Source organism: Pseudomonas alcaligenes, from assembly GCF_014490745.1.
GTDB lineage: Bacteria > Pseudomonadota > Gammaproteobacteria > Pseudomonadales > Pseudomonadaceae > Aquipseudomonas > Aquipseudomonas alcaligenes_C.
In genome coordinates, this window is record NZ_LZEU01000001.1 from 2,260,211 (window position 1) to 2,282,089 (window position 21,879).

General features: G+C 64.8%; 22 protein-coding genes. 14 read left to right on the plus strand and 8 right to left on the minus strand.

What is annotated here, in order from left to right:
- The 5 genes from A9179_RS10305 to galU all read left to right on the plus strand — a co-directional run bounded on the left by A9179_RS10305 (position 1) and on the right by galU (position 5,040).
- Positions 1-825 carry a mechanosensitive ion channel family protein gene (locus A9179_RS10305; RefSeq protein ID WP_187805723.1) on the plus strand — a complete coding sequence of 275 codons (825 nt, stop codon included), beginning with the start codon at positions 1-3 and terminating at the stop codon, positions 823-825.
- Between the two features lie 83 nt (positions 826-908).
- Complete coding sequence (sigX, locus tag A9179_RS10310) at positions 909-1,499, plus strand: RNA polymerase sigma factor SigX (protein ID WP_187805724.1); 591 nt, start codon at positions 909-911, stop codon at positions 1,497-1,499.
- Positions 1,500-1,615: 116 nt separating this feature from the next.
- Entirely contained in the window at positions 1,616-2,647 is a 1,032-nt protein-coding gene (locus tag A9179_RS10315) for an OmpA family protein (RefSeq protein ID WP_187805725.1), read from the plus strand.
- A 144-nt stretch (positions 2,648-2,791) separates the two neighbouring features.
- Positions 2,792-4,153: a UDP-glucose dehydrogenase family protein gene (locus A9179_RS10320; RefSeq protein WP_187805726.1), complete on the plus strand. Its 1,362-nt coding sequence runs from the start codon at positions 2,792-2,794 to the stop codon at positions 4,151-4,153.
- A 47-nt stretch (positions 4,154-4,200) separates the two neighbouring features.
- Positions 4,201-5,040, plus strand: coding sequence for a UTP--glucose-1-phosphate uridylyltransferase GalU (gene galU, locus A9179_RS10325; protein WP_187805727.1), 840 nt, complete (start codon positions 4,201-4,203; stop codon positions 5,038-5,040).
- Between the two features lie 47 nt (positions 5,041-5,087).
- Here galU and A9179_RS10330 read toward each other — a convergent pair whose 3' ends face one another.
- Positions 5,088-5,510, minus strand: a complete 423-nt coding sequence (locus A9179_RS10330) for a VOC family protein (RefSeq protein WP_187805728.1) — start codon at positions 5,508-5,510, stop codon at positions 5,088-5,090.
- 84 nt (positions 5,511-5,594) lie between these two features.
- On the opposite strand from A9179_RS10330, the gene gorA reads away from it, so the two are divergent.
- The 5 genes from gorA (at position 5,595) to A9179_RS10355 (ending at position 9,350) form a co-directional block, all read left to right on the plus strand.
- Positions 5,595-6,953 carry a glutathione-disulfide reductase gene (gene gorA, locus A9179_RS10335; protein WP_187805729.1) on the plus strand — a complete coding sequence of 453 codons (1,359 nt, stop codon included), beginning with the start codon at positions 5,595-5,597 and terminating at the stop codon, positions 6,951-6,953.
- Positions 6,954-6,960: 7 nt separating this feature from the next.
- Positions 6,961-7,584: a trimeric intracellular cation channel family protein gene (locus tag A9179_RS10340; RefSeq protein ID WP_187805730.1), complete on the plus strand. Its 624-nt coding sequence runs from the start codon at positions 6,961-6,963 to the stop codon at positions 7,582-7,584.
- A gap of 60 nt (positions 7,585-7,644) precedes the next feature.
- The gene (locus tag A9179_RS10345) at positions 7,645-7,953 is read left to right on the plus strand and encodes a DUF2388 domain-containing protein (protein WP_394354725.1); all 309 of its coding nucleotides are present in this window, start codon (positions 7,645-7,647) and stop codon (positions 7,951-7,953) included.
- Between the two features lie 103 nt (positions 7,954-8,056).
- Positions 8,057-8,734 carry a paraquat-inducible protein A gene (locus tag A9179_RS10350; RefSeq protein WP_187805731.1) on the plus strand — a complete coding sequence of 226 codons (678 nt, stop codon included), beginning with the start codon at positions 8,057-8,059 and terminating at the stop codon, positions 8,732-8,734.
- A complete protein-coding gene (locus A9179_RS10355) occupies positions 8,721-9,350 on the plus strand; it encodes a paraquat-inducible protein A (protein WP_187805732.1) in 630 nt (209 codons plus the stop codon). Before A9179_RS10350 ends, A9179_RS10355 begins: the two co-directional genes overlap by 14 nt.
- Here A9179_RS10355 and ptrR read toward each other — a convergent pair.
- Positions 9,347-10,219, minus strand: coding sequence for a putrescine utilization regulator PtrR (gene ptrR / locus A9179_RS10360; RefSeq protein WP_187805733.1), 873 nt, complete (start codon positions 10,217-10,219; stop codon positions 9,347-9,349). The two genes, A9179_RS10355 and ptrR, sit on opposite strands and share 4 nt — an antisense overlap.
- A 100-nt stretch (positions 10,220-10,319) precedes the next feature.
- Between ptrR and A9179_RS10365 the strand changes: the two genes are divergently transcribed.
- On the plus strand, positions 10,320-11,699 hold the full coding sequence (locus tag A9179_RS10365) for an aldehyde dehydrogenase family protein (protein ID WP_187805734.1): 1,380 nt from the start codon (positions 10,320-10,322) through the stop codon (positions 11,697-11,699).
- Between the two features lie 5 nt (positions 11,700-11,704).
- On the opposite strand, the gene A9179_RS10370 is transcribed toward A9179_RS10365, so the two are convergent.
- From A9179_RS10370 to hmpA, 3 genes are read right to left on the minus strand one after another with little or no spacing between them, the layout of a single operon-like run.
- Positions 11,705-12,889, minus strand: a complete 1,185-nt coding sequence (locus A9179_RS10370; protein WP_187805735.1) for an NnrS family protein — start codon at positions 12,887-12,889, stop codon at positions 11,705-11,707.
- On the minus strand, positions 12,876-13,136 hold the full coding sequence (locus A9179_RS10375) for a transmembrane sensor/regulator PpyR (RefSeq protein ID WP_187805736.1): 261 nt from the start codon (positions 13,134-13,136) through the stop codon (positions 12,876-12,878). Before A9179_RS10375 ends, A9179_RS10370 begins: the two co-directional genes overlap by 14 nt.
- A 30-nt stretch (positions 13,137-13,166) precedes the next feature.
- Positions 13,167-14,348, minus strand: coding sequence for an NO-inducible flavohemoprotein (gene hmpA / locus A9179_RS10380; protein ID WP_187805737.1), 1,182 nt, complete (start codon positions 14,346-14,348; stop codon positions 13,167-13,169).
- A 178-nt stretch (positions 14,349-14,526) separates the two neighbouring features.
- On the opposite strand from hmpA, the gene norR reads away from it, so the two are divergent.
- A complete protein-coding gene (gene norR, locus A9179_RS10385) occupies positions 14,527-16,080 on the plus strand; it encodes a nitric oxide reductase transcriptional regulator NorR (RefSeq protein ID WP_187805738.1) in 1,554 nt (517 codons plus the stop codon).
- 5 nt (positions 16,081-16,085) lie between these two features.
- Here the strand turns inward: norR and A9179_RS10390 are convergent, their stop codons facing one another.
- The 3 genes from A9179_RS10390 to A9179_RS10400 all read right to left on the minus strand — a co-directional run bounded on the left by A9179_RS10390 (position 16,086) and on the right by A9179_RS10400 (position 20,498).
- Positions 16,086-16,778, minus strand: coding sequence for an aspartate/glutamate racemase family protein (locus A9179_RS10390; protein WP_187805739.1), 693 nt, complete (start codon positions 16,776-16,778; stop codon positions 16,086-16,088).
- 150 nt (positions 16,779-16,928) lie between these two features.
- The gene (locus A9179_RS10395; RefSeq protein ID WP_394354726.1) at positions 16,929-18,965 is read right to left on the minus strand and encodes a HEAT repeat domain-containing protein; all 2,037 of its coding nucleotides are present in this window, start codon (positions 18,963-18,965) and stop codon (positions 16,929-16,931) included.
- A gap of 492 nt (positions 18,966-19,457) precedes the next feature.
- Complete coding sequence (locus A9179_RS10400) at positions 19,458-20,498, minus strand: sensor domain-containing diguanylate cyclase (protein WP_187805741.1); 1,041 nt, start codon at positions 20,496-20,498, stop codon at positions 19,458-19,460.
- 241 nt (positions 20,499-20,739) lie between these two features.
- Here A9179_RS10400 and A9179_RS10405 point away from each other — a divergent pair, with 241 nt between their 5' ends.
- Complete coding sequence (locus A9179_RS10405) at positions 20,740-21,291, plus strand: chalcone isomerase family protein (RefSeq protein WP_187805742.1); 552 nt, start codon at positions 20,740-20,742, stop codon at positions 21,289-21,291.
- A gap of 11 nt (positions 21,292-21,302) precedes the next feature.
- Positions 21,303-21,845 carry a DUF3833 domain-containing protein gene (locus tag A9179_RS10410; protein ID WP_187808556.1) on the plus strand — a complete coding sequence of 181 codons (543 nt, stop codon included), beginning with the start codon at positions 21,303-21,305 and terminating at the stop codon, positions 21,843-21,845.
- Positions 21,846-21,879 lie beyond the last annotated feature (34 nt).

A 21,879-nucleotide genomic window follows, 5' to 3' on the forward strand; every position in this document is an offset into this window, starting at 1 on the left:
ATGGAATTCGACCCCTGGACCCAAAGTCTCGTAAAAGCCATGGAAACCGTGTGGACGCCGATCGGGGCCTTCATCCCGCGCCTGTTCGGTTCGCTGGTGGTGGTTCTGCTGGGCTTCGTGGTAGCCAAGCTGCTCGACACCCTGTTGTCCAAGCTGCTGGCCAAGCTGGGCCTGGATCGCCTGATGGCCGGCACCGGCCTGACCAAGATGCTGGCGCGGGTCGGCATCCAGGTGCCGGTCTCGACCCTGATCGGCAAGATGGTCTACTGGTTCGTGCTGCTGATCTTCCTCGTCTCCGCCGCCGAATCCCTGGGCCTTGACCGGGTTTCCGCGACGCTCGACGTGCTGGCGCTGTACCTGCCCAAGGTGCTCGGCGCTGCCGTGATCCTGCTGGCCGGCGTGCTGCTGGCGCAGCTGCTCAGCGGCATCGTCCGTGGCGCCGCCGAGGGCATTGGTCTCGACTATGCCCACGGCCTGGGGCGCATCGCCCAGGGCCTGGTGATCATCATCAGCATCTCGGTGGCGATCGGGCAGCTGGAGGTCAAGACCGACCTGCTCAACAACGTGATCGCCATTGTGCTGATTTCCATTGGTCTGGCGGCCGCACTGGCCCTGGGCCTGGGCAGTCGCGAGATCGCCGGGCAGATTCTGGCCGGCATTTATGTGCGCGAACTTTACGACGTCGGGCAACAAGTCAAGCTGGGCGAGGTCGAAGGCCAGATCGAAGAGATCGGCACGGTCAAGACCATTATCCTGACCGAGGATGGCGAGCTGGTGTCGGTGGCCAACCGCACCCTGCTCGAGCAGCGCGTCAGTAGCCGCTGATACGCCCAATCCCTGCTAATGTATGCGGCCACAGGCGATGCCCTGGTGGCCGCCATCTGACCTGACTGTCGGCACGACCCGTTTTGAACAAAGCCCAATCGCTCCCCACGCGTTACGACCCTCGCGAGCTTTCCGACGAAGAGCTGGTTCAGCGTGCGCATGTGGAGCTGTTCCATGTCACGCGCGCCTATGAAGAGCTGATGCGCCGCTATCAGCGCACGCTGTTCAATGTCTGTGCCCGTTACCTGGGCAATGAGCGCGATGCCGACGACGTCTGCCAGGAAGTCATGCTCAAGGTTCTCTACGGACTGAAGAACTTCGAAGGCAAGTCGAAGTTCAAGACATGGCTATATAGCATCACTTATAACGAATGCATTACCCAGTATCGCAAAGAGCGGCGCAAGCGCCGCCTGCTTGACGCCCTGAGCCTGGATCCGCTGGAAGAAGCCTCGGAAGAAAAGACGCCGAAGCCGGAGGAGAAGGGCGGGCTCGATCGCTGGCTGGTGCACGTCAACCCCATTGATCGGGAGATCCTGGTGCTGCGCTTCGTCGCCGAGCTGGAGTTCCAGGAAATCGCCGACATCATGCACATGGGGCTCAGTGCCACGAAAATGCGCTACAAGCGTGCGCTCGATCGCCTGCGCGAAAAATTTGCTGGAGTTGGCGAAACTTAACCTGCGCCGAAATATCACAGGCAGGCTGGAATCTGTTTTGGTAGAATGCCGGCCAAGTTGTTCCTTGATAACTAAGGGGCAGCTCAAAGTTATCTAAATGATGGGGATTTTTACGGATGAAATTGAAAAACACTTTGGGCGTTGTCATCAGCTCGCTGGTGGCGGCCACCTCGCTGAACGCACTGGCCCAAGGCCAGGGCGCTGTTGAAGTTGAAGGCTTCGCCAAGAAAGAATATTTCGACAGCGCTCGCGACTTCAAAAACGACGGCAACCTGTTCGGTGGCTCCGTTGGCTATTTCCTGACCGATGACGTCGAGCTGCGTCTGGGTTACGACGAAGTACACAACGCCCGTGCTGAAGACGGTCGTAACATCAAGGGCTCCAACACCGCTCTGGACGCTCTGTACCACTTCAACGCTCCGGGCGACACCCTGCGTCCGTACGTTTCTGCCGGTTTCTCCGACCAGAGCATCGGCCAGAACGGCGCCGGTGGCCGTAACGGCTCCACCTTCGCCAACCTGGGCGGCGGTGCCAAGGTGTACTTCACCGAGAACTTCTATGCCCGTGCTGGCGTTGAAGCCCAGTACAACATCGACCAGGGCGACACCGAGTGGGCCCCGAGCGTTGGTATCGGCCTGAACTTCGGCGGCGGCTCCAAGCCGGTTGCCGCTGCTGAGCCGGCTCCGGAAGTTTGCTCCGACAGCGACAACGACGGCGTTTGCGACAACGTCGACAAGTGCCCGGACACCCCGGCCAACGTCACCGTTGACGCCGATGGCTGCCCGGCTGTGGCTGAAGTCGTTCGCGTTGAACTGGACGTGAAATTCGACTTCGACAAGTCCAAGGTCAAAGAAGAAAGCTACGGCGACATCAAGAACCTGGCTGACTTCATGAACCAGTACCCGTCGACCAGCACCACCGTTGAAGGCCACACCGACTCCGTCGGCACCGACGCCTACAACCAGAAGCTGTCCGAGCGTCGTGCCAACGCTGTTCGCGAAGTCCTGGTTAACCAGTACGGCGTAGGCGCTGAGCGCGTCAACTCGGTTGGTTACGGTGAGTCCCGCCCGGTTGCCGACAACGCTACCGAAGCCGGTCGCGCTGTTAACCGCCGCGTAGAAGCTGAAGTAGAAGCCCAGGCCAAGTAATTTGCCTGACGCTCCACAAAAAACCCGGCCTCGGCCGGGTTTTTTGTTGCCCGAAAAAAGTGCTGTCATCAAACCGACTCGCCAGCGTCATGCCCTCGCCACTGCCATGGGGTGCAATCGCGACAAACAGTGGAGGAGAGCGCTATGCAACTGTGCGTGATCGGTGCCGGCTATGTGGGGCTGGTGACAGCCAGCTGCTTTGCCGAGATGGGCAATCGGGTGGTCTGCATCGAGCGTGATCCGCAGCGGGTAGCCCGGCTGGCCCGCGGTGAGGTGCCGATCTACGAACCAGGCCTGGAAGAGTTGCTGCACCGGCACCTGGCCAGCGGCCAGCTGAGTTTCAGTGCGCAGCTGGAGGATGGCATTCGCAGTGCGGCAATCGTCTTCATCGCTGTCGGGACTCCGACCGGAGAGGACGGCTCGGCCGACCTGTCCCATGTGCTGGCAGTCGCCGACGAGCTGGGCAGCAAGCTGCAGCAGGCCTGTCTGGTAGTCAACAAGTCGACTGTGCCGGTCGGCACTGCCGAACGCGTCAGTCAACGCATCGCCCGGCGCCTGGCCGCCCGTGGCCTGCAGTTCAAGGTGCGAGTGGCCAGCAACCCGGAGTTTCTCAAGGAGGGCTCGGCCATCGAGGACTTCATGCGCCCGGATCGAGTGGTGCTGGGCAGCGATGATGAGCACAGCCGCGAACAGTTGCGCCGCCTGTATGCACCCTTCCTGCGCAACCATGACCGGGTGCTGAGCATGGCGGTACGCGCCGCCGAGTTCACTAAGTACGCGGCCAATGCCTTCCTCGCCACGCGGATTTCCTTCATGAACGAGATGGCCGGGCTCTGTGCCCGCCTGGGCGTGGATGTCGAGGAAGTGCGCCGGGGCATCGGCAGCGACAAGCGTATCGGCACCCATTTCATCTACGCCGGCTGCGGCTATGGCGGTTCCTGCTTTCCCAAGGACGTGCGTGCACTGATCCGCACGGCTGAACTGGAGGGCTTCGAGCCGGGGATCCTGCGGGCTGTGGAGGCGCGCAACGCGCTGCAGAAAACCTTGCTGTTCCAGGCCGTGCGTGAACATTTCAACGGCCATCTGCAGGGGCGGGTGGTGGCGCTCTGGGGCCTGGCATTCAAACCGGGCACCGACGACCTGCGCGAAGCACCCAGCCTGGTGCTGCTGGATGCCCTGCTGGTGGCCGGTGTACGGGTGCAGGCCTGTGATCCGGTGGCCTGCGGCGGCATGCATGAGCGCTACGCCGAGGCGCTGGAAAGCGGCCAGCTGCTGCTGAGCGAGTCGCCTTACCGGGTGGTAGAGGGGGCCGATGCCCTGGTGCTGGTGACTGAGTGGAAGCAGTTCCGCCAGCCAGACTTCATCCGGATCCGCGGCAGCATGCGCATGCCGGTGATCTTCGACGGGCGCAATATCTACGAGTCGACGGAACTTGCCGAGCTGGGATTTATCTATCGGGGGGTCGGCAGACCGCAGGTGGGGCATTGTAAGGCCAGTGCCGCCTGATTAGACTGCGCGACAATTTATCCCCCGCTGCAGTACCAAGGATTCCCATGATCAAGAAATGTCTGTTTCCGGCGGCCGGTTACGGCACGCGCTTCCTGCCTGCCACCAAGGCCATGCCCAAGGAAATGCTGCCGGTGGTCAACAAGCCGCTGATCCAGTACGGTGTGGAAGAGGCTCTGGAAGCCGGCCTCAACGAGATTTCCATCGTCACCGGCCGCGGCAAGCGCGCCCTGGAAGACCATTTCGACATCAGCTACGAGCTGGAGCACCAGATCCAGGGCACCGACAAGGAGAAATACCTGGTCGGCATCCGTCGCCTGATCGACGAGTGCAGCTTCTCCTACACCCGCCAGATCGAGATGAAGGGCCTTGGCCACGCCATCCTCAGCGGCCGTCCGCTGATCGGCGACGAGCCGTTCGCCGTGGTGCTGGCCGACGACCTGTGCCTGAACCTCGAAGGCGACGGCGTGCTGCAGCAGATGGTCAAGCTGTACAACCAGTTCCGTTGCTCCATCGTGGCGATCCAGGAAGTTCCGCGCGAAGAAACCTCCAAGTACGGCGTGATCGCCGGCGAGATGATCCGCGACGACATCTTCCGGGTGAACAACATGGTCGAGAAGCCGAAGCCGGAAGACGCTCCGTCCAACCTGGCGATCATCGGTCGCTACATCCTCACTCCGGACATCTTCGAGCTGATCGAAAAGACCGAGCCGGGCAAGGGTGGCGAGATCCAGATCACCGACGCACTGATGAAACAGGCCCAGGACGGCTGCGTGATCGCCTACAAGTTCAAGGGCAAGCGTTTCGACTGCGGTGGCGCCGAAGGCTACATCGAGGCGACCAACTACTGCTTCGAGAACCTGTACAAGACCGGCAAGGCTTACTAAACCACCGGTGTACAGCACGAAAGCCACCTGCGGGTGGCTTTCGTGTTTCAGGGAATCGGCATCTGCTCGGAACCCGGCCCCAACGGCTGGCCGTAGCTGAATTCGACATAGTTGCCGGCCGGGTCGCGCAGGCCGCAGTAGTAGCCGACGGGGTAGGGTTCTTCGCGCGGCGCCCAGATCAGGCAGCCGGTCTCGGCGGCCTGGCGGGCCAGCTCATCGACCTGCTGGCGGCTGTCCACGGCGAAGCCGAAGTGACTGTAGTCGTCCGCGGCCAGGTGGCGATCCGCTCCACCGGGCATGATGACGAAGATGAACTGGTGCTCCTTGCCCGGCTCGGCTATCCAGACGATCCGCGAGCCTTTGCCGCCGCGCTCGTGAATCACCTGCATGCCGCAGAATCGCTGGTAGAAGTCGATACAGGCCTGCAGATCCGGCACGTGCAGGGCAACATGGGTCAGGCTGGTAGGCATAGGCAGGGCTCCTGCAGCGCGCAACGCGGCTGAAACAGAGAGGCTATGGGTTATGCTGGCAGCCAACTGAGGAGATCACAACCCATGGCTTATGACTTCGACCTGTTCGTCATCGGCGCCGGTTCCGGCGGTGTACGCGCGGCGCGTTTCGCCGCCGGTTTCGGCGCGCGCGTGGCCGTGGCGGAAAGTCGCTACCTGGGCGGCACCTGCGTCAACGTCGGCTGTGTGCCGAAGAAGCTGCTGGTCTATGGCGCCCACTTCGCCGAAGACTTCGAACTGGCCCAGGACTTTGGCTGGAGCGCCGCACAATCGAACTTCGACTGGCCGACCCTGATCGCCAACAAGAATCGTGAAATCCAGCGCCTCAACGGCATCTACCGCAACCTGCTGGTCAACAGCGGCGTCACCTTGCTCGAAGGTCATGCCCGTCTGCTCGGGCCCCAGCAGGTCGAGATCAATGGCCAGCGCTACAGTGCTGAACGCATCCTGATCGCCACCGGTGGCTGGCCGCAGATTCCGGATATCCCGGGCAAGGAGCTGGCTATCAGCTCCAACGAGGCGTTCTTCCTTGAGCAGCTGCCCAAGCGCGTGCTGGTGGTGGGCGGCGGCTATATCGCCGTCGAGTTCGCCTCGATCTTCCATGGCCTGGGTGCAGCCACCTCGCTGCTTTATCGCGGCGAGCTGTTCCTGCGTGGTTTCGACGGCGCGGTGCGCCGCCACCTCAAGGAAGAGCTGGGCCGCAAGGGCCTGGATCTGCAGTTCAACAGCGACATCGAGCGCATCGAGCGGCAGGCCGACGGCAGCCTGCTGGCCACGCTCCAGGACGGCCGGCAGCTCACCACCGACTGCGTGTTCTATGCCACCGGACGGCGGCCGATGCTCGATGGCCTGGGGCTGGAAAGCACCGGGGTCGAGCTGGATGACAAGGGCTTCATCCGGGTCAATGAGCACTACGAAAGCAGCGAGCCTTCGATTCTTGCCATCGGCGATGTGATCGGCCGGGTGCAGCTGACTCCCGTGGCCCTGGCCGAAGGCATGGCCGTGGCGCGGCGCCTGTTCCGCCCGCAGGAATACCGCCCGGTCGACTACCGGCACATTCCCACGGCGGTGTTCAGCCTGCCCAATATCGCCACGGTCGGCCTGAGCGAGGAGCAGGCGCGGGAAGCCGGCCATCGGCTGAAGATCTTCGAGAGCCGCTTCCGGCCGATGAAGCTGACCCTGGGCGCGACCCAGGAGCGCACGCTGATGAAGCTGGTGGTGGATGCCGACAGCGACCGGGTGCTGGGTTGCCACATGGTCGGCCCCGAGGCCGGCGAGATCATCCAGGGGCTGGCCGTGGCGCTGAAGGCCGGGGCGACCAAGCAGCTGTTCGACGAGACCCTGGGGGTGCACCCGACGGCCGCCGAAGAGTTTGTTACCATGCGCGCCCCCATCGCCGACTGAAGTTTCCATGCAGCATATCTTCTACTTCGCCGACCTGTTCGGCGTCGCCGTTTTCGCCATTACCGGCGCCCTGATGGCCGGGCGCAAGTCAATGGATCTGTTCGGCGTGCTGGTGATCGCCATCATCACCGCGCTGGGCGGCGGCACCTTGCGTGACCTGATCCTCGACAACCATCCGGTGAGCTGGATCCGCAACGACACCTACATCCTGGTCGCGTCCCTGGCTTCGTTGGGCACCGTGGTCTGGGTGCGCATGACCCAGCCGATCCACGAGCGCGGCCTGCTGATCGCCGACGCCTTCGGCCTGGCGGTGTTCACCGTGATCGGCACCGAGGTGGCCCTGCAGCACAACGTGCCCTACAGCACGGCGGTGATCATGGGGGTGATAACCGGGGTCGCCGGCGGCGTGATGCGCGACGTGATCTGCAACGAGATCCCGCTGATCTTCCAGAAGGAAATCTACGCCACCGCCTGCATCGTCGGCTCGCTGGTATTCATCGCCATGCGCGCCCTCGATACGCCGCACTGGCTGGATACCGGCCTGGCCATGCTGATCGTCCTGCTCATCCGCCTGGCCGCGATCCACTGGCGCCTGGGGCTGCCACGCTTCCATCTGCTGGATCGTGATTGAGCGGCGCAGTGGAGTACCGCTATTCTGTCGAAGGACGATTCACCACTCATGAGGGACAACATGATGCGTAAACAAGCCTATGTTCTGGCTGCACTGCTCGGCGTCAGCGGCCTGGCCCAGGCCACCAGCTTCGTGGTCACCACCGACTCGCTGGTGGATGCCACCGCAAGCACTTCCGACGCCACCTCGTCCTCGTTCAAGGATGACAAGATTGTCCTGCAGGCCCGCGACGATGCTGCCAGCTTCGTTGCCAGCCAGGGCGAAATCCGCGGCGTCCATCTGGAAGCGGCCCTGCGCCATATGCGCAGCCACTACCAGGTCGGCCAGGCCGATGACCTGCAACTGGCGCAGGCCATCCTCAGCCTCTGAGTGATGCCGGGGCAATTGCCGGCCCGGGCTGAACAGCCTGGCGCCGGTCGGCGCCCAGCAGCCGGGTCGAACCGGCCGGAACATGCCGTGGGAGATGCAGTGCATGAGTGAGCAAGGCCAGACGGGGCCGCAGGTGAGCAGCGGGCAGGATCTGCCTGCTCTGCACGAGCTGATCGCCTGCCACGAGTGCGACCTGCTGATGTACCACCCGCATCTGGGCGAGGAGCAGAAGGCCAACTGCCCGCGCTGCGGCTACGAACTGCTGGTACATCGCCGGCAGATGCGCCGGCGCTCGCTGGCCTTGGTGCTGACTGCGCTGCTGCTGTTCGTGCCGGCCAACTTCCTGCCGATCATCAGTCTCAACCTGCTTGGCCAGAATGCCGTGGACACGGTCTGGACTGGGGTGCTCGGCCTCTACTCCAGCGGCATGCAGGGAGTGGCCCTAGTGGTACTGCTGTGCAGCATGCTGGTACCGCTGATCAAGCTGCTGTGCCAGTTGTTCGTCCTCCTGAGCATGCCGTACCCGGCCCTGCGCCCGCAGGGCATACAGCTCTACCGGGCCTACCACCACCTGCGTGAGTGGGGCATGCTCGAGGTCTACCTGTTCGGCATCCTGGTCTCCATCGTCAAGCTCAAGGACATGGCCGACCTGCACCTGGGAGTGGGCCTGGCCTGCTTCGTCGGGCTGATGCTGGCCCAGGTCTGGCTGGAGGTGACGATGTCGCCGCACCAGGTGTGGGATGCCCTGAGCGAGGAGGAGGCCGGCGATGCGCGCACTTGATGCCGGCATCCTGGTGTGCGGCGAATGCCACCAGCTGGAATACCTGCGCGAAGGCGAGGAGCAGCACTGCGCCCGCTGTGGCGCGCACCTGCACATACGCCGACCGAACAGTCTGGCGCGCACCTGGGCGCTGCTGATCACCGCCGCCATCCTGTACATCCCGGCCAACCTGCTGCCGATCATGACGGTGAACTTCCTCGGCAGCGGCATGCCGGCGACCATCATGGAGGGGGTAATCGAGCTGATTCAGGCCGACATGCTGCCGATCGCCCTGGTGGTATTCGTCGCCAGTGTCCTGGTGCCGACCTTCAAACTGGTCGGCATCGCCTCGCTGCTCTATTCGGTGCAGCGGCGCCAGCCGATGTCGGCGCGCCAGCGCATCCTGATGTACCGATTCATCGAATGGATCGGGCGCTGGTCGATGCTCGATATCTTCGTCATCGCCATCCTGGTGGCGCTGGTCAACTTCGGTAACCTGGCTAGCATCGAAGCCGGCCTGGGCGCTGCGGCCTTCTGCCTGGTGGTGATCCTGACCATGCTGGCGGCGGTGACCTTCGACCCGCGGCTGATCTGGGACAACACCTTCGACGCCGAAGACGACGGCGACGCCGACTAACCCGGCGCCGCCTGCACCTCGCTCAGTAGTTCGATAAAGGCCTTGAGTGCCGGCGTGCGGGTGCCGCGCCGCCACAGCAGCCAGGTCACGGCCGGGCCATGCTCGGCATCCAGGCTGTGGGCCTGCACGCTGTGCCGCCCGCTGAGGCTGTCGAACATCATCCGTGGCACCAGGGCCACGCCGGCACCGGCTGCCACGCAGGCGAGCATGCCGTGGTAGGACTCCATCTCGACGATCTTGCCCGGTAGGGTCTGGCTGGCGGCGAACCAGTGTTCGAAACGGCGCCGGTAGGAGCAGGTGTCGCGGAAGGCGAACAGGGTGGCGCCGGCCACATCACGGGCATCGTGCACCGGGCCATGGGCGCTGCTGGTTATCAGTACCAGTTCCTCGCTGAAGGCCGGCACGCCGTCCAGCTGCGGGTGGTTCAGCGGGCCGTCGGCGAAGGCCGCGCTGAAACGCCCGGACAGTACCCCGTCGAGCATTTCCCCGGAAGGCCCGGTGGACAGCTCCAGCTGCACCTTGGGGTGGCACTGGTGGTAGCGCGCCAGCAGCGGCGGGATGCGCACCGCCGCAGTGCTGTCCATCGAGCCGAGGACGAAGCGCCCCTGCGGTTCCTCGCCGCTGGCCACCTGGCGCGCCTCGGCGGCCAGTTCGAGGATGCGCTCGGCATAGTCGAGAAAGCTCACCCCGGTGGCCGACAGGCGCAGGCGCAGTTTCTCCCGGATAAACAGCTCGGCACCGAGCTCGGCCTCCAGTTGCTTGATCCGCGTGGTCAGGTTGGAGGGCACCCGGTGCAGGCGTTCGGCGGCCTGGGTGATGCTGCCGGTCTGCGCCACGGCGCGGAAGATTTCCAGCTGGGCCAGTTCCATTTTCTCTCTTGGAGAATGATTCGTTCTTGATTATTCATTTTACGTGAAATAAGGGCCAGCTTACTGTCTGCCCATTCCAGCCAGAGTCTGTGAGGACAGCATGAGCCAGACCGCCGCCATATCCCGTAACCCTGCCACTGGCGAGGAAATCGCCCGTTACCCGTTCCAGGATGGCGCCGCCCTGGAGCACAGCCTGCAGCGCGTGCACAGCGGCTTCCAGCACTGGCGCGACACGCCGCTGGCTGCCCGTGCCGAGGCCCTGCGCCGCATGGCCCGGGCCCTGCGCGAGCAGGCCGAAGAACTGGCGCGCTGCGGCAGCAGCGAGATGGGCATGCCGATCAGCCAGGCGCGGGCCGAGGTTGCCAAGTGCGCGGCCCTCTGCGACTGGTACGCCGAGCATGGCCCGGCCATGCTGGCCGAGGAACCAACCTCGGTGGAGGAAGACCGCGCCCGCATCGCCTACCTGCCGCTTGGCGCGGTGCTGGCGGTGATGCCCTGGAACTTCCCGTTCTGGCAGGTGATGCGCGGTGCCGTGCCGATCATCCTCGGCGGCAACAGCTACCTGCTCAAGCACGCGCCCAACGTGATGGGCTGCGCCACGCTGCTGGCCCGGGTCTGGCACGCCAGCGGCCTGCCGGACGGAGTGTTCGAGCTGCTCAATGTCACCCCCGATCTGGTTTCGCGCGCCATTGCTGACCCGCGCATCGCCGCGGTTGCGGTGACGGGCAGCGTCGGTGCCGGCGCGGCGATTGCCGCCCAGGCCGGTGCTGCCCTGAAGAAATGCGTGCTCGAACTGGGCGGCTCCGATCCTTTCATCGTGCTGGCCGATGCCGACCTCGACGAAGCGGTAAAGGCGGCCGTGGTCGGGCGCTTCCAGAACAACGGGCAGATCTGCATCGCCGCCAAGCGCATCATTCTCGAGGCGCCGATCGCCGCCGACTTCACCCGCCGTTTCGTCGCCGCGGTGGCGGCGCTGAAGATCGGTGATCCGCAGGACGCAGCCACCTATCTCGGGCCCATGGCCCGTGCCGATCTGCGCGACGAGCTGCATGGCCAGGTCTGCGCGACCCTGGAAGAGGGCGCCGAACTGCTGCTCGGCGGCCAGCCGCTGGCGGGGCCGGGCAACTACTACGCGCCGACTGTGCTGGGCGGAGTGCGCCCGGGGATGACCAGTTTCCGCCGGGAAGTATTCGGCCCGGTGGCCTCGCTGATCGAGGCGCGCGATGCCGAGCACGCCATCGAACTGGCCAACGACAGCGAGTTCGGCCTCGGCGGCAGCCTGTGGAGCGCCGATGTCGAGCAGGCTCAGCGCCTGGCCCGGCGCATTGTCAGCGGCGCGGTGTTCATCAACGGCTACGCCGCCTCCGACTCGCGGGTGCCAATCGGCGGGGTGAAGAAGAGCGGTTTCGGCCGCGAGCTGTCGCACTTCGGGTTGCGCGAGTTCCTCAACGTGCAAATGGTCTGGCGCGACCGCCGCTGAATGCCTCAGCCCGGCTGGCCATCGACCCGCGGCTGGCAGAGCAGCGCCGCGTAGTGGCGCAGGAACAGCATGAAGGCGACTGCCCAGGCCAGTGCCGCCAGCCACAGCCCGGCGGGCAGCAGGGCGGCCAGCACTACCCGGCAGGCGGCGCCGAGGTGCAGGCTGGCGAAGGCCCAGGCGATTGCCGGCGCCGGCTGTAGCGGGCGGCCGGTGTGGCCCAGGCTGACCCGCGCCAGCATCGCCAGGATCATCCCGCCCATGCCGCCGACTGCCAGGGCGTGGCTGGCCAGGCTGGGCTGCCTCAGCCAGCCCAGGTGCCAGGCGGCCATGCCCAGGGCGGCCACGGCCAGCCAGGCATAGGCCAGGTGCAGCGACCATAGCAACGGCACGCGCCAGATCCCCGGCTGATACCAGCGCCACAGGCGCAAGCCATGCAGGCTGGCTATCAGCAGGAACAGCGGCGCCAGCCAGGGCTGCGCCTGCAGGCCCACGCCGCTGGCGGTCAGCCCTGCCACCAGCAGTGCGGCGCCCAGGCCGAGGCGATCCAGCCGCGGGGCAGGGCGTGGTGCCTGCGTTAGGCCCAGGCCGCGCTGGGTGAAGAAGGGAATGACCCGCCCGCCGATGATGCCGATCAACGCCGCCACCAGCCACAAGGCCGCCAGCACGCCACGCCGCTGCAGGTGGTCGTCGGCCTGTGCCAAGCCATAGAGCGTCTCGGCCTGACACAGGCTCAGCAGCCCGAGCACCAGCACCAGCGGGTAGTTGTGGCGCTGCCGTGCGGCATGCAGGCGGACACCGAGAACCACCGCCAGCAGCGGTAGAAAAGCCAGCTGCAGGGGGATCAGTACGGCCAGCGGCGGTTGCAGCAGCCAGGCCAGGCGCGCCGCCAGCCAGACTCCGAACAGCAGCATCAGCGGCCGGCCGCGCAGGCCGGGGTGGTTCGTCCAGTTCTGCACGGCGGTGAGCAGGAAGCCGGCGATGATCGCCGCGCCGAAACCGAACGGCATCTCGTGGCGGTGCCAGACCAGGCTGCCGCCGACGGGCTGCCACTGCAGCCAGCCGGCCAGCAGGGCGCCCCAGGCGGCGATGGCCAGCACCGCAAAGGCGCTGCCGGCGAGGAAGAACGGGCGAAAGCCCAGGCGCCAGAGCGGCTGGATCTGCAGGCCGGCACCAGGTTCAGAAAGCAGCATGGGCACACTCCGCCGGCGTCGCGCGGCGCAGCTGGTAGGCGGCCAGCAGGCGCATCACGTAGCCGATCTTGATGGCCGTCGGGCCGAGGATGGTCAGGGCATGGGCCCCGACCAGCTCGACGATGCTCAGCTGCAGATCGAGTACATAGGCCAGGGCGATGCCGACCAGCAGCATGGCCAGACCGGCAGTGAGGGTCAGGCTGGAAAGGTGCAGCAGGTTACGCGGTTGGCGGATGTAGTCGATCATGCTGGCAGGCTCCGATCGGTAGGGATGCTTTCAGGCTTCCAGCGCGCTGGCCGGTCCGAAGAACTCGTAGTGGCTTTGCTCCTGCGGTACGCCCAGCTCGCGCAGGTGGCGTTTCACCTGGGCCATGAAGGGTTTGGGACCGAGGAAGTAGGCGTCCAGGTCGCGCTCGGCGGGCAGCCAGGCATCCAGCAGCTCGCGAGTCAGGAAGCCGCTGGCATGGGCCTGATCCTCGGCCCGCGGTTCGCTGTAGCAGAAGTAGTGGCGAATCTGCGGGTGCGCCGCGCTCTGCGCCTCGACCCAGTCGCGGAAGGCATGCACCGCGCCGTCACGGGCGCAGTGGATGAAGTGGATCGGCCGACCGCTGCTGCGCGCGCTGTCGAGCATGGCCAGGGCAGGGGTGATGCCCACGCCGGCACTGATCAGGGCCAGCGGTTTGCTCGACTCGCGCAGCACGAAGTGGCCGGCCGGCGGGAACAGTTCCAGCCGCGAGCCCACCTGCACCTGCTCGTGCAGGTATGCGGAAACCCGCCCGCCATCCTCGCGTTTGACGCTGATGCGGTACTCGCGACCGTTGGCGCCGGCCGACAGCGAATAGTTGCGGCGCACTTCCTGGCCGTCGAACAGCAGGCGCAGGCCGATGTACTGTCCCGGCTGATGGGCGATGATCGGTTCGCCGTCGATCGGAGCCAGGTAGAAGGAGGTGATTTCCGCACTCTCCACCTCCTTGCGTACCACGCAGAAGTCGCGACCGCCGCGCCAGCCGCCCTCGGCCGCGGCGTTGGCGGCGTACTGCTGCTCCTCGGCACCGATCAGGATATCGGCCAGCTGGCCGTAGGCCGCGGCCCAGGCGGCGATCACCTCATCGCTGGCGATCTCGGCGCCCAGTACCTCGCGGATGGCGCGCAGCAGGCAGGCGCCGACGATCGGGTAGTGCTCGGGCAGGATCTGCAGGGCGACGTGCTTGCTGACAATCTGCCCGACCAGCGGGCCCAGCGCTTCCAGTTTGTCGATGTGGCGGGCATACATCAGCACGCCATTGGCCAGGGCGCGCTGCTGATCGCCGCTGGCCTGGTGAGCCTGGTTGAACAGCGGGCGCACCTCGGGGTACTCACTCAGCATCATCTGGTAGAAGTGGCGGGTAAGGGCCTCGCCACCGCTTTCCAGCAGCGGAACGGTGGCTTTGATGATGGCGCGTTGTTGTTCGGACAGCATGGCAATCTCCTCTGGGGCACTATTGGTCGGATCGACCCTGAGCGTGCTAGCGTTAGGGATATCCTGGTTTATCAGGAAGCGTGCCAATTTTTATTTCCTTTAAATTCAGTTATTTATGTTTTTATTAGGTCAATTTGACTCGTGTATTTTCGAGTCCGATTGACTCCAAAGAGTCGAAATGACTACAAACACCCTGCTACAGAGTTTTCTCCCGCTGGTGGCGGATCTGTCCCGCGAACTCAGCGACGAACAGCGTTACGGGCGCCTGTTGGCCGCCGCGCGGCAGCTGTTTCCATGCGATGCGGCGGCGCTGCTGCGCCTCGACGACGATGAGGTACTGCGCCCGGTGGCGGTCGAAGGGCTGAGCCCGGACACCCTCGGGCGGCGCTTCAAGGCGGCCGAGCACCCGCGTCTGCAGGCGCTGATCGACAACCACCAGCCGACCCGTTTCGCCACCGACTGCGAGTTGCCAGACCCCTACGACGGCCTGGTGGAAGGGCATAGCGGGCATCTCGAAGTGCACGACTGCATGGGTTGCCCGCTGTACCTGGACGACCAGCTGTGGGGGCTGCTGACTCTCGATGCGCTCAATCCGCGGGGCTTCGCCCAGGTCGACCTGGCCAGCCTGCAGGCCTTCGCCAGCCTGGCTGCGGCCACGGTCAAGGCCAGCGAACGCATCAGCGGCCTGGCCCGGCGGGTGGAGGACGAGCGGCAGCTCAATGAGCTGTACCGCCAGGCCAGCCAGCAGGCCCGCGAGCTGATCGGCCAGAGCCCGGCGCAGCGCAAGCTGCAGGAGGAGGTGAGGCTGGTCGGCGATAGCCAGCTGACCGTGCTGATCACCGGCGAAACCGGGGTCGGCAAGGAGCTGGTAGCCGAGGCCATCCACGCTGCCTCGCCACGAGCGCGGCGGCCACTGATCAGCCTCAACTGCGCAGCGCTGCCGGACACCCTGGTGGAGAGCGAGCTGTTTGGCCATGTGCGCGGCGCCTTCTCCGGGGCGGTCAACGAGCGCAAGGGCAAGTTCGAACTGGCCGATGGCGGCAGCCTGTTCCTCGACGAGGTGGGTGAGCTGCCGCTGGCGGTACAGGCCAAGCTGCTACGGGTGCTGCAGAGTGGCCAGCTGCAGCGGGTCGGTTCCGATCGCGAGCACCATGTGGATGTGCGGGTGCTGGCCGCCACCAACCGCGACCTGGCGGCGGAGGTACGGGCAGGGTGCTTCCGTGCCGATCTCTACCACCGCCTGAGTGTTTACCCGCTGCGAGTGCCGGCACTGCGTGAGCGCGGCCGCGATGTGCTGCTATTGGCGGGCTACTTCCTCGAGGAAAACCGGGCGCGCATGGGCCTGCGCAGCCTGCGCCTCGGTGGCGAGGCACAGAAAGCGCTGCTGGCTTATTCCTGGCCCGGCAATGTGCGCGAACTGGAGCATCTGATCGGCCGCGCCGCGCTCAAGGCCCTGGCCAGCCACAGTGAGCGGCCCCGCATTCTCAGCATCGACGAGGCGGCTCTGGATCTGCCGGTGGAACTACCTGCTGCCGACCAGGCTGAGCCGCTGGCGAGTGTTGTGTCGGATAGCCCGGGCGTCGACTTGCGCAGTGCCGTGGACGCCTACCAGCGCCAGCTGATCGAACAGGCACTGAGCCGGCACCAGGGCCGATGGGGCGAGGCGGCCCGCGAGCTGGGGCTGGATCGGGCCAACCTCAGCCGCCTGGCCAAACGCCTGGGGCTGCGCTGAGTTCGTCAGCTACTGGCGAAGTCGACGGCGGCCTGGGCGTGCAGGAAGGTCGAATCGAACACCGCCAGCTCGCCGTCGTCGGCACCGATCAGCAGGCCGATCTCGGTGCAGCCGAGAATTACCGAATCCGCCCCCGCCGCCTTGCCGCGGGCGATAACGTCGAGAAAGGCCTGGCGCGATTGCGGGCGGACAAGGCCTTGGCACAGCTCGTTGTAGATCACCTCATGCACCAGGCTGCGATCGTCAGCATCCGGCACCAGGGCCTCGATGGCGAAGCGCGCCGCCAGCCGCTCGCGGTAGAACGCCTGCTCCATGGTGTAGCGCGTCGCCAGCAGCAGCGGCCGGCGCTTGCCGGCACGCTGCAGGGCCTCGGCGGTGATGTCGACGATGTGCAGCAGCGGCACCTCGATGTGCTCAGTCAGCGCCGCGGCAACCTTGTGCATGGTGTTACTGCAGATCAGCACACAGGCCGCGCCGGCGCGCTCCAGCTGCTGAGCGATCTGCGCCAGCTCGGCGCCGGCCTGATCCCACAGCCCCTGCTGTTGCAGCTCGGCAATCCGGCTGAAATCCACCGAACGCAACAGGATATCGGCCGACACCAGGCCACCATGGCGCTGGCGCATACGTTCGTTGATCTCGCGGTAATACACCGCGGTGCTTTCCCAGCTCATGCCGCCAATCAGGCCGATGGTTTTCACAGACAGTTGCCTCGTTGCTGGAGGGGGAAGGAGGGCACTGCCGCAGTGCTCTGTGCATGATTCTTGTCAATAAAGCTGCCCACGCAAAGGCGCGCGTTGGCGAACGTGAACGCCAGTGCAAACCTGGAGCCGGCAGCTCTGGCCCGGGAATTAAGGCATACCGAGCTGCCGCCTGATCTGCGCCAGGCGCGGATCAGCAGGTGCCGCTTGCTGCATGCGCTCGAGATAGGAAAGCGCCTGGTCGCGTTGCTGTAACGAGCCGTGCAGGTAGATCAAGGCATACAGCAGGTCGGCATCTTCCGGAGCCTGATCCAGTCCAGCCTCCAGGGCGCCCTGAGCCTCTTCGGCGCGGCCTAGCTGCAACAGCAGCAAACCCTGGTTGTAGCGAATGCGCGGGTTGTTCGGCAAGGCGTTGGCTGCTTCCCCCAGCCAGTGCGCGGCTTCTTCTGCTTGGCTTTGTTCGGCCAGCAACAGTGCGAGCATATAGGCCAGGTTGCCGCGATCGGCTGGCGGCATATCATTGAGCGCCAGGCCCTCGCGTAGCGTCTGCTGGGCCTCGTCCTGATGCAGTGTGGTATTGGCCAGGGTCACCAGCTTGACGCGGGCAGGAGAGAAGTACGGATCCATTCGCAAGGCCTGACGGTATTGCTCCATGGCTTCCAGCTGACGGTTCTTGCGCTCCAGTAGTAGTCCTAGGGAAAGGCGGCTGCTTGGCAGGTCGGCATTGCTGCGCAGACGTTTTTCATACTCGTCCAGAGCGCTGCGGAAGGCTTCCCTGCGCGATTCCGGCAAGGCGAGCAGGGGGATGCCCGTCAATGCGCGCAGAGCCTCGTCGCGTACCGCCAGATTGGCATCGTCAAGCAGCGGCAGCAGCCGCTCGACACGGGTAACCGGCTCGAGCTCGGCAAAGCCCGGAATGCTGTAGGCGCGTACCAGGGGGTTCTCGTCCTTGAGTGCCTGGGTCAGGCTGGGCAGAGCTGCAGCATCGCCGAGTTCAACCAACTGCTCGGCGGCGCTGGCGCGCACTATGGCGGGCTTACTCATGTCGCCGATCAGCGCGGCCAGTTGCGCCAGCGCCGTAGCACTACCCAGCCTGGCAGCATTCAGGCTCTGGCCATAGTGTGGCGGTCGTTGCGGCTGCTTGAACCAGTGCTCGATGGCCCCCGCGGCCCAGTTTGCAGATTTGCCCGCATGACAGGAGGTGCAGGCATCCGGGCTGGCCAGCTGGTCGCTCAGGTCTGGTCGTGGAATGCGAATGCTATGGTCGCGACGCGGGTCGATCACCATGTAGGTCTTGCTCGGCATATGACAATTGACGCACTGGGCGCCGGCCGACCCGGGCTCATGGTGATGGTGTTCCGGGCTGTCGTAGAGCTTCGCCTGCAGACTAGGGAAGCGTGCCGGTGGCCGTTCCTGGTGGCATTGCAGGCACAGGCTGTTGCCTTTGGCCTTGAGCTTGGCGGTGTGGGGGTTGTGGCAGTCCGTACAGGTCACGCCCGCGGCGAACATCTTGCTCTGGGTGAACGAGCCATATTCATAGGCCTCGCCATCTATCTGCCCGTCGGCATGGTAGAGGTCGGCCCGTAGAGAGGCGGGCAGTGCGCTGTCCAGCAGCGGATGGCCGGGTTGCTGGCCAACCCCCAGGCTCTGGCGGCGACTATGGCAAAAAGCGCATTGCTCGACCTGGCCCCGGCTGCCGAGGCTCTTGAAGTCCACCTGCAGGCCTATCTCGCTGGCCGAGGTGTATGCCTGCTTGTGCTGGCTCTGAGCCCATTCGACATGGGCCAACCCCGGGCCATGGCAGCCTTGGCAGCCGACACTCTGTTCATGCCAGGTACTGGCGAAGCTGTCGCTCTTGTCGTCGTAGTGCTTGAGCAGGTTGCTCGAATGGCAATCGGCGCACATGGCGTTCCAGTTCTGGTAGCGGCCAGTCCAGTGCAGCGGGTCGCTGGGCGAGAATTGTCGCCCGGGGTAGAGCGAGAACCAGCGCTGCCCGCCGGCATCCTTGGGGCGGCTGTCCCAGGCGATGGTCAGGCTCTGCAGGCGGCCGCCGGGAAACTCCACCAGGTATTGCTGCAGCGGCTGGTGACCGAATGTATAGCGGATCGGAAAGTTGGCTGGCTTGCCATCAGCGCCTTCGGTGTTGACGAAGAACCGACCACCCTGACGAAAAAATCGGGCTTGCACGCCAGCTTCCTGGAACCGTGCATTGTTGAAATTGCCCAGCACGTTCTCTGCTGTCGCATCGCGCATGGCCCAGGCATGGTCGGACTTCTCCCAGCCCCGGGCTTGCTCTCTGTGGCAACCCATGCAGCTTTCTGCCGGGGCATAGCCGGCCGAATCCTGGGCCAGTCCTGGCGAATGCACCTCACTGGCCAACAGGGCCGAACTTGGCAGGGTTAGCAGACACAGACAAGTGAGCAGGCGAAGCAGGATCAAGCGGGTTTCCTTGGCTGGTTGGAAGACTCAAGGCCGGCAGTTTATCGGCTGTCATCGAGTGATTAGAGAAAAATCGACAGGTGCTGCTCGTCTACGCCCTGGCAACTGAGCGCGATGTACTGGCTGTCTGCAGACTATTGGCCGCCAGCGGGGCGGGCACGAAAGACGGCCGCTAGCCTCTGGCGAGCAAAGGGGCAGGGGGGACGTAAAGAGCCCCCGGTTCAAGCGCAGGCAGTCAGCCTAGGATGCGCTGCCTTGACGTTTGCGCTGCTGTTTCACCCGGTACATTTCGCGATCCGCCAGCTTGATGGCTTCTTCCGCCGTCATGCTTTCAGGCGTGACGGCCACGACCCCGATGCTCGCGCCCTGGTAGTGGATATCGTCGAGGCCATGGCCCAGTTCATATTGCCCGACCGTCGCCGCGGTCAGGCGCTGCTGGAGCAGCTCGGCGGCATGCCGCATGCCCGCGGCCAGGTTTTCGTGTTCGGCCGGGGTACCCAGGGCGATGATGACGAATTCATCGCCGCCCGTGCGCCCGAGGATATCGCTGGCCCGCAGGCCGTGCTGCAGCTTGGCCGCGATACCGCGCAGGAACTGGTCGCCGGCCATATGGCCATGGGTATCGTTGATGAGCTTGAAGCCATCCAGATCGATAACCCCCACGAGCAGGTATTTGAGCTCCCGCTGGGCCAGGGCAAACAGGTGCGCCGATTCGCTCAGGACGGCACGCCGGTTGGGCAGGTCGGTCAGGGAGTCGGTGAGGGCCAGCTTGGCCAGCGCGCTATTGGCGGACTGCAGCTGCTCGACCAACTGCTCGCGCTCAAGCGAATAGCTCAGCAAGCCTGACAGCAGCATCAGCAGTGGCTCAGCCTCGGAGGAGCGGGGCACCTGGGCCGAGCTGGCAGCACAGACCGTGCCCAGCACCCGGCCATCCTGGGAGCGGATCGGCGCGCTCACATAGGTCTTGATCCCCAGAGCCGCGGCTGCTTCCGAATCGCCCCAGCATTCGGCGACGTTATCCGAATACAGCCGGTTTTCCTCCAGGGCCCGCTTGCACAGCGTATCGGCCCAGGGCACCACCAGGCCTTCAGGGATGACCATGCTGCCGACGTTGCGGGAATACTCGATGCGCTGCACACCTTGCTCGGTATCGATGGTCGTCAGGTAGGTCGACTCCATGCCGGTCACCTGACCGAGCAGTGTCAACAAGGGCCGTGTCAGTTCTTCCAGCGTGCGGGCTTTGGGAATGGTTTCGGAGAGAAGCGAAAGTATCTGATCCATTGCGGTACTTCGGCGGCAGACAGGTATCGCGATTGTTAGCCAAATGGCCGCTTGCTGGAAAGCTGCCTACGTCACCGTATGAGTGGTCAGGCGAAGCAATCGAGCTTTTCCGTCAGGGACTTAGACATGAGATATGACAGGAGCTCTCCTCAGCCGGACGAAATGCCTCGCGAAAAAACCTATACATAAACTATTGTCTGTATAAGTATTGCCTATGTGTGAGCAGATCCAGAGGATTGTCATGGCCCTGTCAATTTCTACCTCGCCGACGTTGCGCCTTGTTGCCTGGCTTTGGTTGCTGATGGCGGCTCCATCGGCCTGGGCGGATTGGCGTGCTGAGCTTCCCGGCGCCGCACTGGTCGGCCAGGGCAACTTCACCTGGTTCGGCTGGCGGGTCTACCAGGCGCGTCTGTGGAGCCCTGCAGCTTCCGTGAGCTGGGAACAACCCTTTGCCTTGGAGCTGATCTATCGCCGCGAGCTGTCGCGGGACACTCTGGTGCGAGCCAGCATGGAAGAGATGCGCCGGCTGGGCGGCGCTTCGGTCAATGAGGCCCGCCTGGCGGCCTGGGACGGCGAGATGCGCAAGGCCTTTGTCGATGTCCAGCCGGGCCAGCGCATCACCGGCCTCTACCAGCCGGGCAAGGGCGGCAGCTTCTATGTCGACGGCGAGTTCCGTCACGCGGTGGCCGACACCGACTTCGCCCGCGCCTTCTTCGCCATCTGGCTGGATGCCCGCACTCGCCATCCCCAGCTGCGCCGCGAGCTGCTGGGGCTCAATGAGACAAACCCATGAGGACGTTGCCGATGCGCATCGGGGTCTGGTTGTTGTGCTGCCTGCTGCTGAGCGCTTGCGGCAGTGTCGAGGTCGAGCACTACGCCAATGAGCGCCCGCAGCTGGATCTACCGGGGTACTTCTCGCGGCCGGTGCAGGCCTGGGGCATCTTCCAGAATCGCTCGGGTGAGGTGGTCAAGCGCTTCAAGGTCGACATCACCAGCCGCCGCGAGGGCGAGCGGCTGATCCTCGACGAGCGCTTTCTCTACAGCGACGGCACCCGCCAGCAGCGGATCTGGAGCCTGGTTCCGGCAGGTGAGGGGCGTTGGCTGGGGCGCGCTGCGGACGTGATCGGCGAGGCCCGTGGCGAGGTGGCTGGCAATGCCTTGCGCTGGCGCTATCGATTGAACCTGGACGTGGACGGCACGACCTGGGAAGTGGACTTCGATGACTGGATGTACCTGATGGATGAGGACACCCTCATCAACCGTTCGAGCATGAGCAAGCTCGGCGTCGAACTGGGCCAGGTGACCCTGTTCTTCCGCCGTGACCCCGGGCCGGACGCCAACCACTGAGAAGGCGCCGCGGCGAGCGGCAGGAGGACTCGGC

Excerpts from the sequence above, each read along its gene's own strand:
- A9179_RS10305 (WP_187805723.1), top strand. The coding sequence starts at position 1 with ATGGAATTCGACCCCTGGACCCAAAGTCTCGTAAAAGCCATGGAAACC.
- A9179_RS10315 (WP_187805725.1), top strand. The coding sequence starts at position 1,616 with ATGAAATTGAAAAACACTTTGGGCGTTGTCATCAGCTCGCTGGTGGCG.
- A9179_RS10320 (WP_187805726.1), top strand. The coding sequence starts at position 2,792 with ATGCAACTGTGCGTGATCGGTGCCGGCTATGTGGGGCTGGTGACAGCC.
- galU (WP_187805727.1), top strand. The coding sequence starts at position 4,201 with ATGATCAAGAAATGTCTGTTTCCGGCGGCCGGTTACGGCACGCGCTTC.
- A9179_RS10330 (WP_187805728.1), bottom strand. The coding sequence starts at position 5,510 with ATGCCTACCAGCCTGACCCATGTTGCCCTGCACGTGCCGGATCTGCAG.
- gorA (WP_187805729.1), top strand. The coding sequence starts at position 5,595 with ATGGCTTATGACTTCGACCTGTTCGTCATCGGCGCCGGTTCCGGCGGT.
- A9179_RS10340 (WP_187805730.1), top strand. The coding sequence starts at position 6,961 with ATGCAGCATATCTTCTACTTCGCCGACCTGTTCGGCGTCGCCGTTTTC.
- A9179_RS10345 (WP_394354725.1), top strand. The coding sequence starts at position 7,645 with ATGATGCGTAAACAAGCCTATGTTCTGGCTGCACTGCTCGGCGTCAGC.
- A9179_RS10350 (WP_187805731.1), top strand. The coding sequence starts at position 8,057 with ATGAGTGAGCAAGGCCAGACGGGGCCGCAGGTGAGCAGCGGGCAGGAT.
- A9179_RS10355 (WP_187805732.1), top strand. The coding sequence starts at position 8,721 with ATGCGCGCACTTGATGCCGGCATCCTGGTGTGCGGCGAATGCCACCAG.
- ptrR (WP_187805733.1), bottom strand. The coding sequence starts at position 10,219 with ATGGAACTGGCCCAGCTGGAAATCTTCCGCGCCGTGGCGCAGACCGGC.
- A9179_RS10365 (WP_187805734.1), top strand. The coding sequence starts at position 10,320 with ATGAGCCAGACCGCCGCCATATCCCGTAACCCTGCCACTGGCGAGGAA.
- A9179_RS10370 (WP_187805735.1), bottom strand. The coding sequence starts at position 12,889 with ATGCTGCTTTCTGAACCTGGTGCCGGCCTGCAGATCCAGCCGCTCTGG.
- A9179_RS10375 (WP_187805736.1), bottom strand. The coding sequence starts at position 13,136 with ATGATCGACTACATCCGCCAACCGCGTAACCTGCTGCACCTTTCCAGC.
- hmpA (WP_187805737.1), bottom strand. The coding sequence starts at position 14,348 with ATGCTGTCCGAACAACAACGCGCCATCATCAAAGCCACCGTTCCGCTG.
- norR (WP_187805738.1), top strand. The coding sequence starts at position 14,527 with ATGACTACAAACACCCTGCTACAGAGTTTTCTCCCGCTGGTGGCGGAT.
- A9179_RS10400 (WP_187805741.1), bottom strand. The coding sequence starts at position 20,498 with ATGGATCAGATACTTTCGCTTCTCTCCGAAACCATTCCCAAAGCCCGC.
- A9179_RS10405 (WP_187805742.1), top strand. The coding sequence starts at position 20,740 with ATGGCCCTGTCAATTTCTACCTCGCCGACGTTGCGCCTTGTTGCCTGG.
- A9179_RS10410 (WP_187808556.1), top strand. The coding sequence starts at position 21,303 with ATGCGCATCGGGGTCTGGTTGTTGTGCTGCCTGCTGCTGAGCGCTTGC.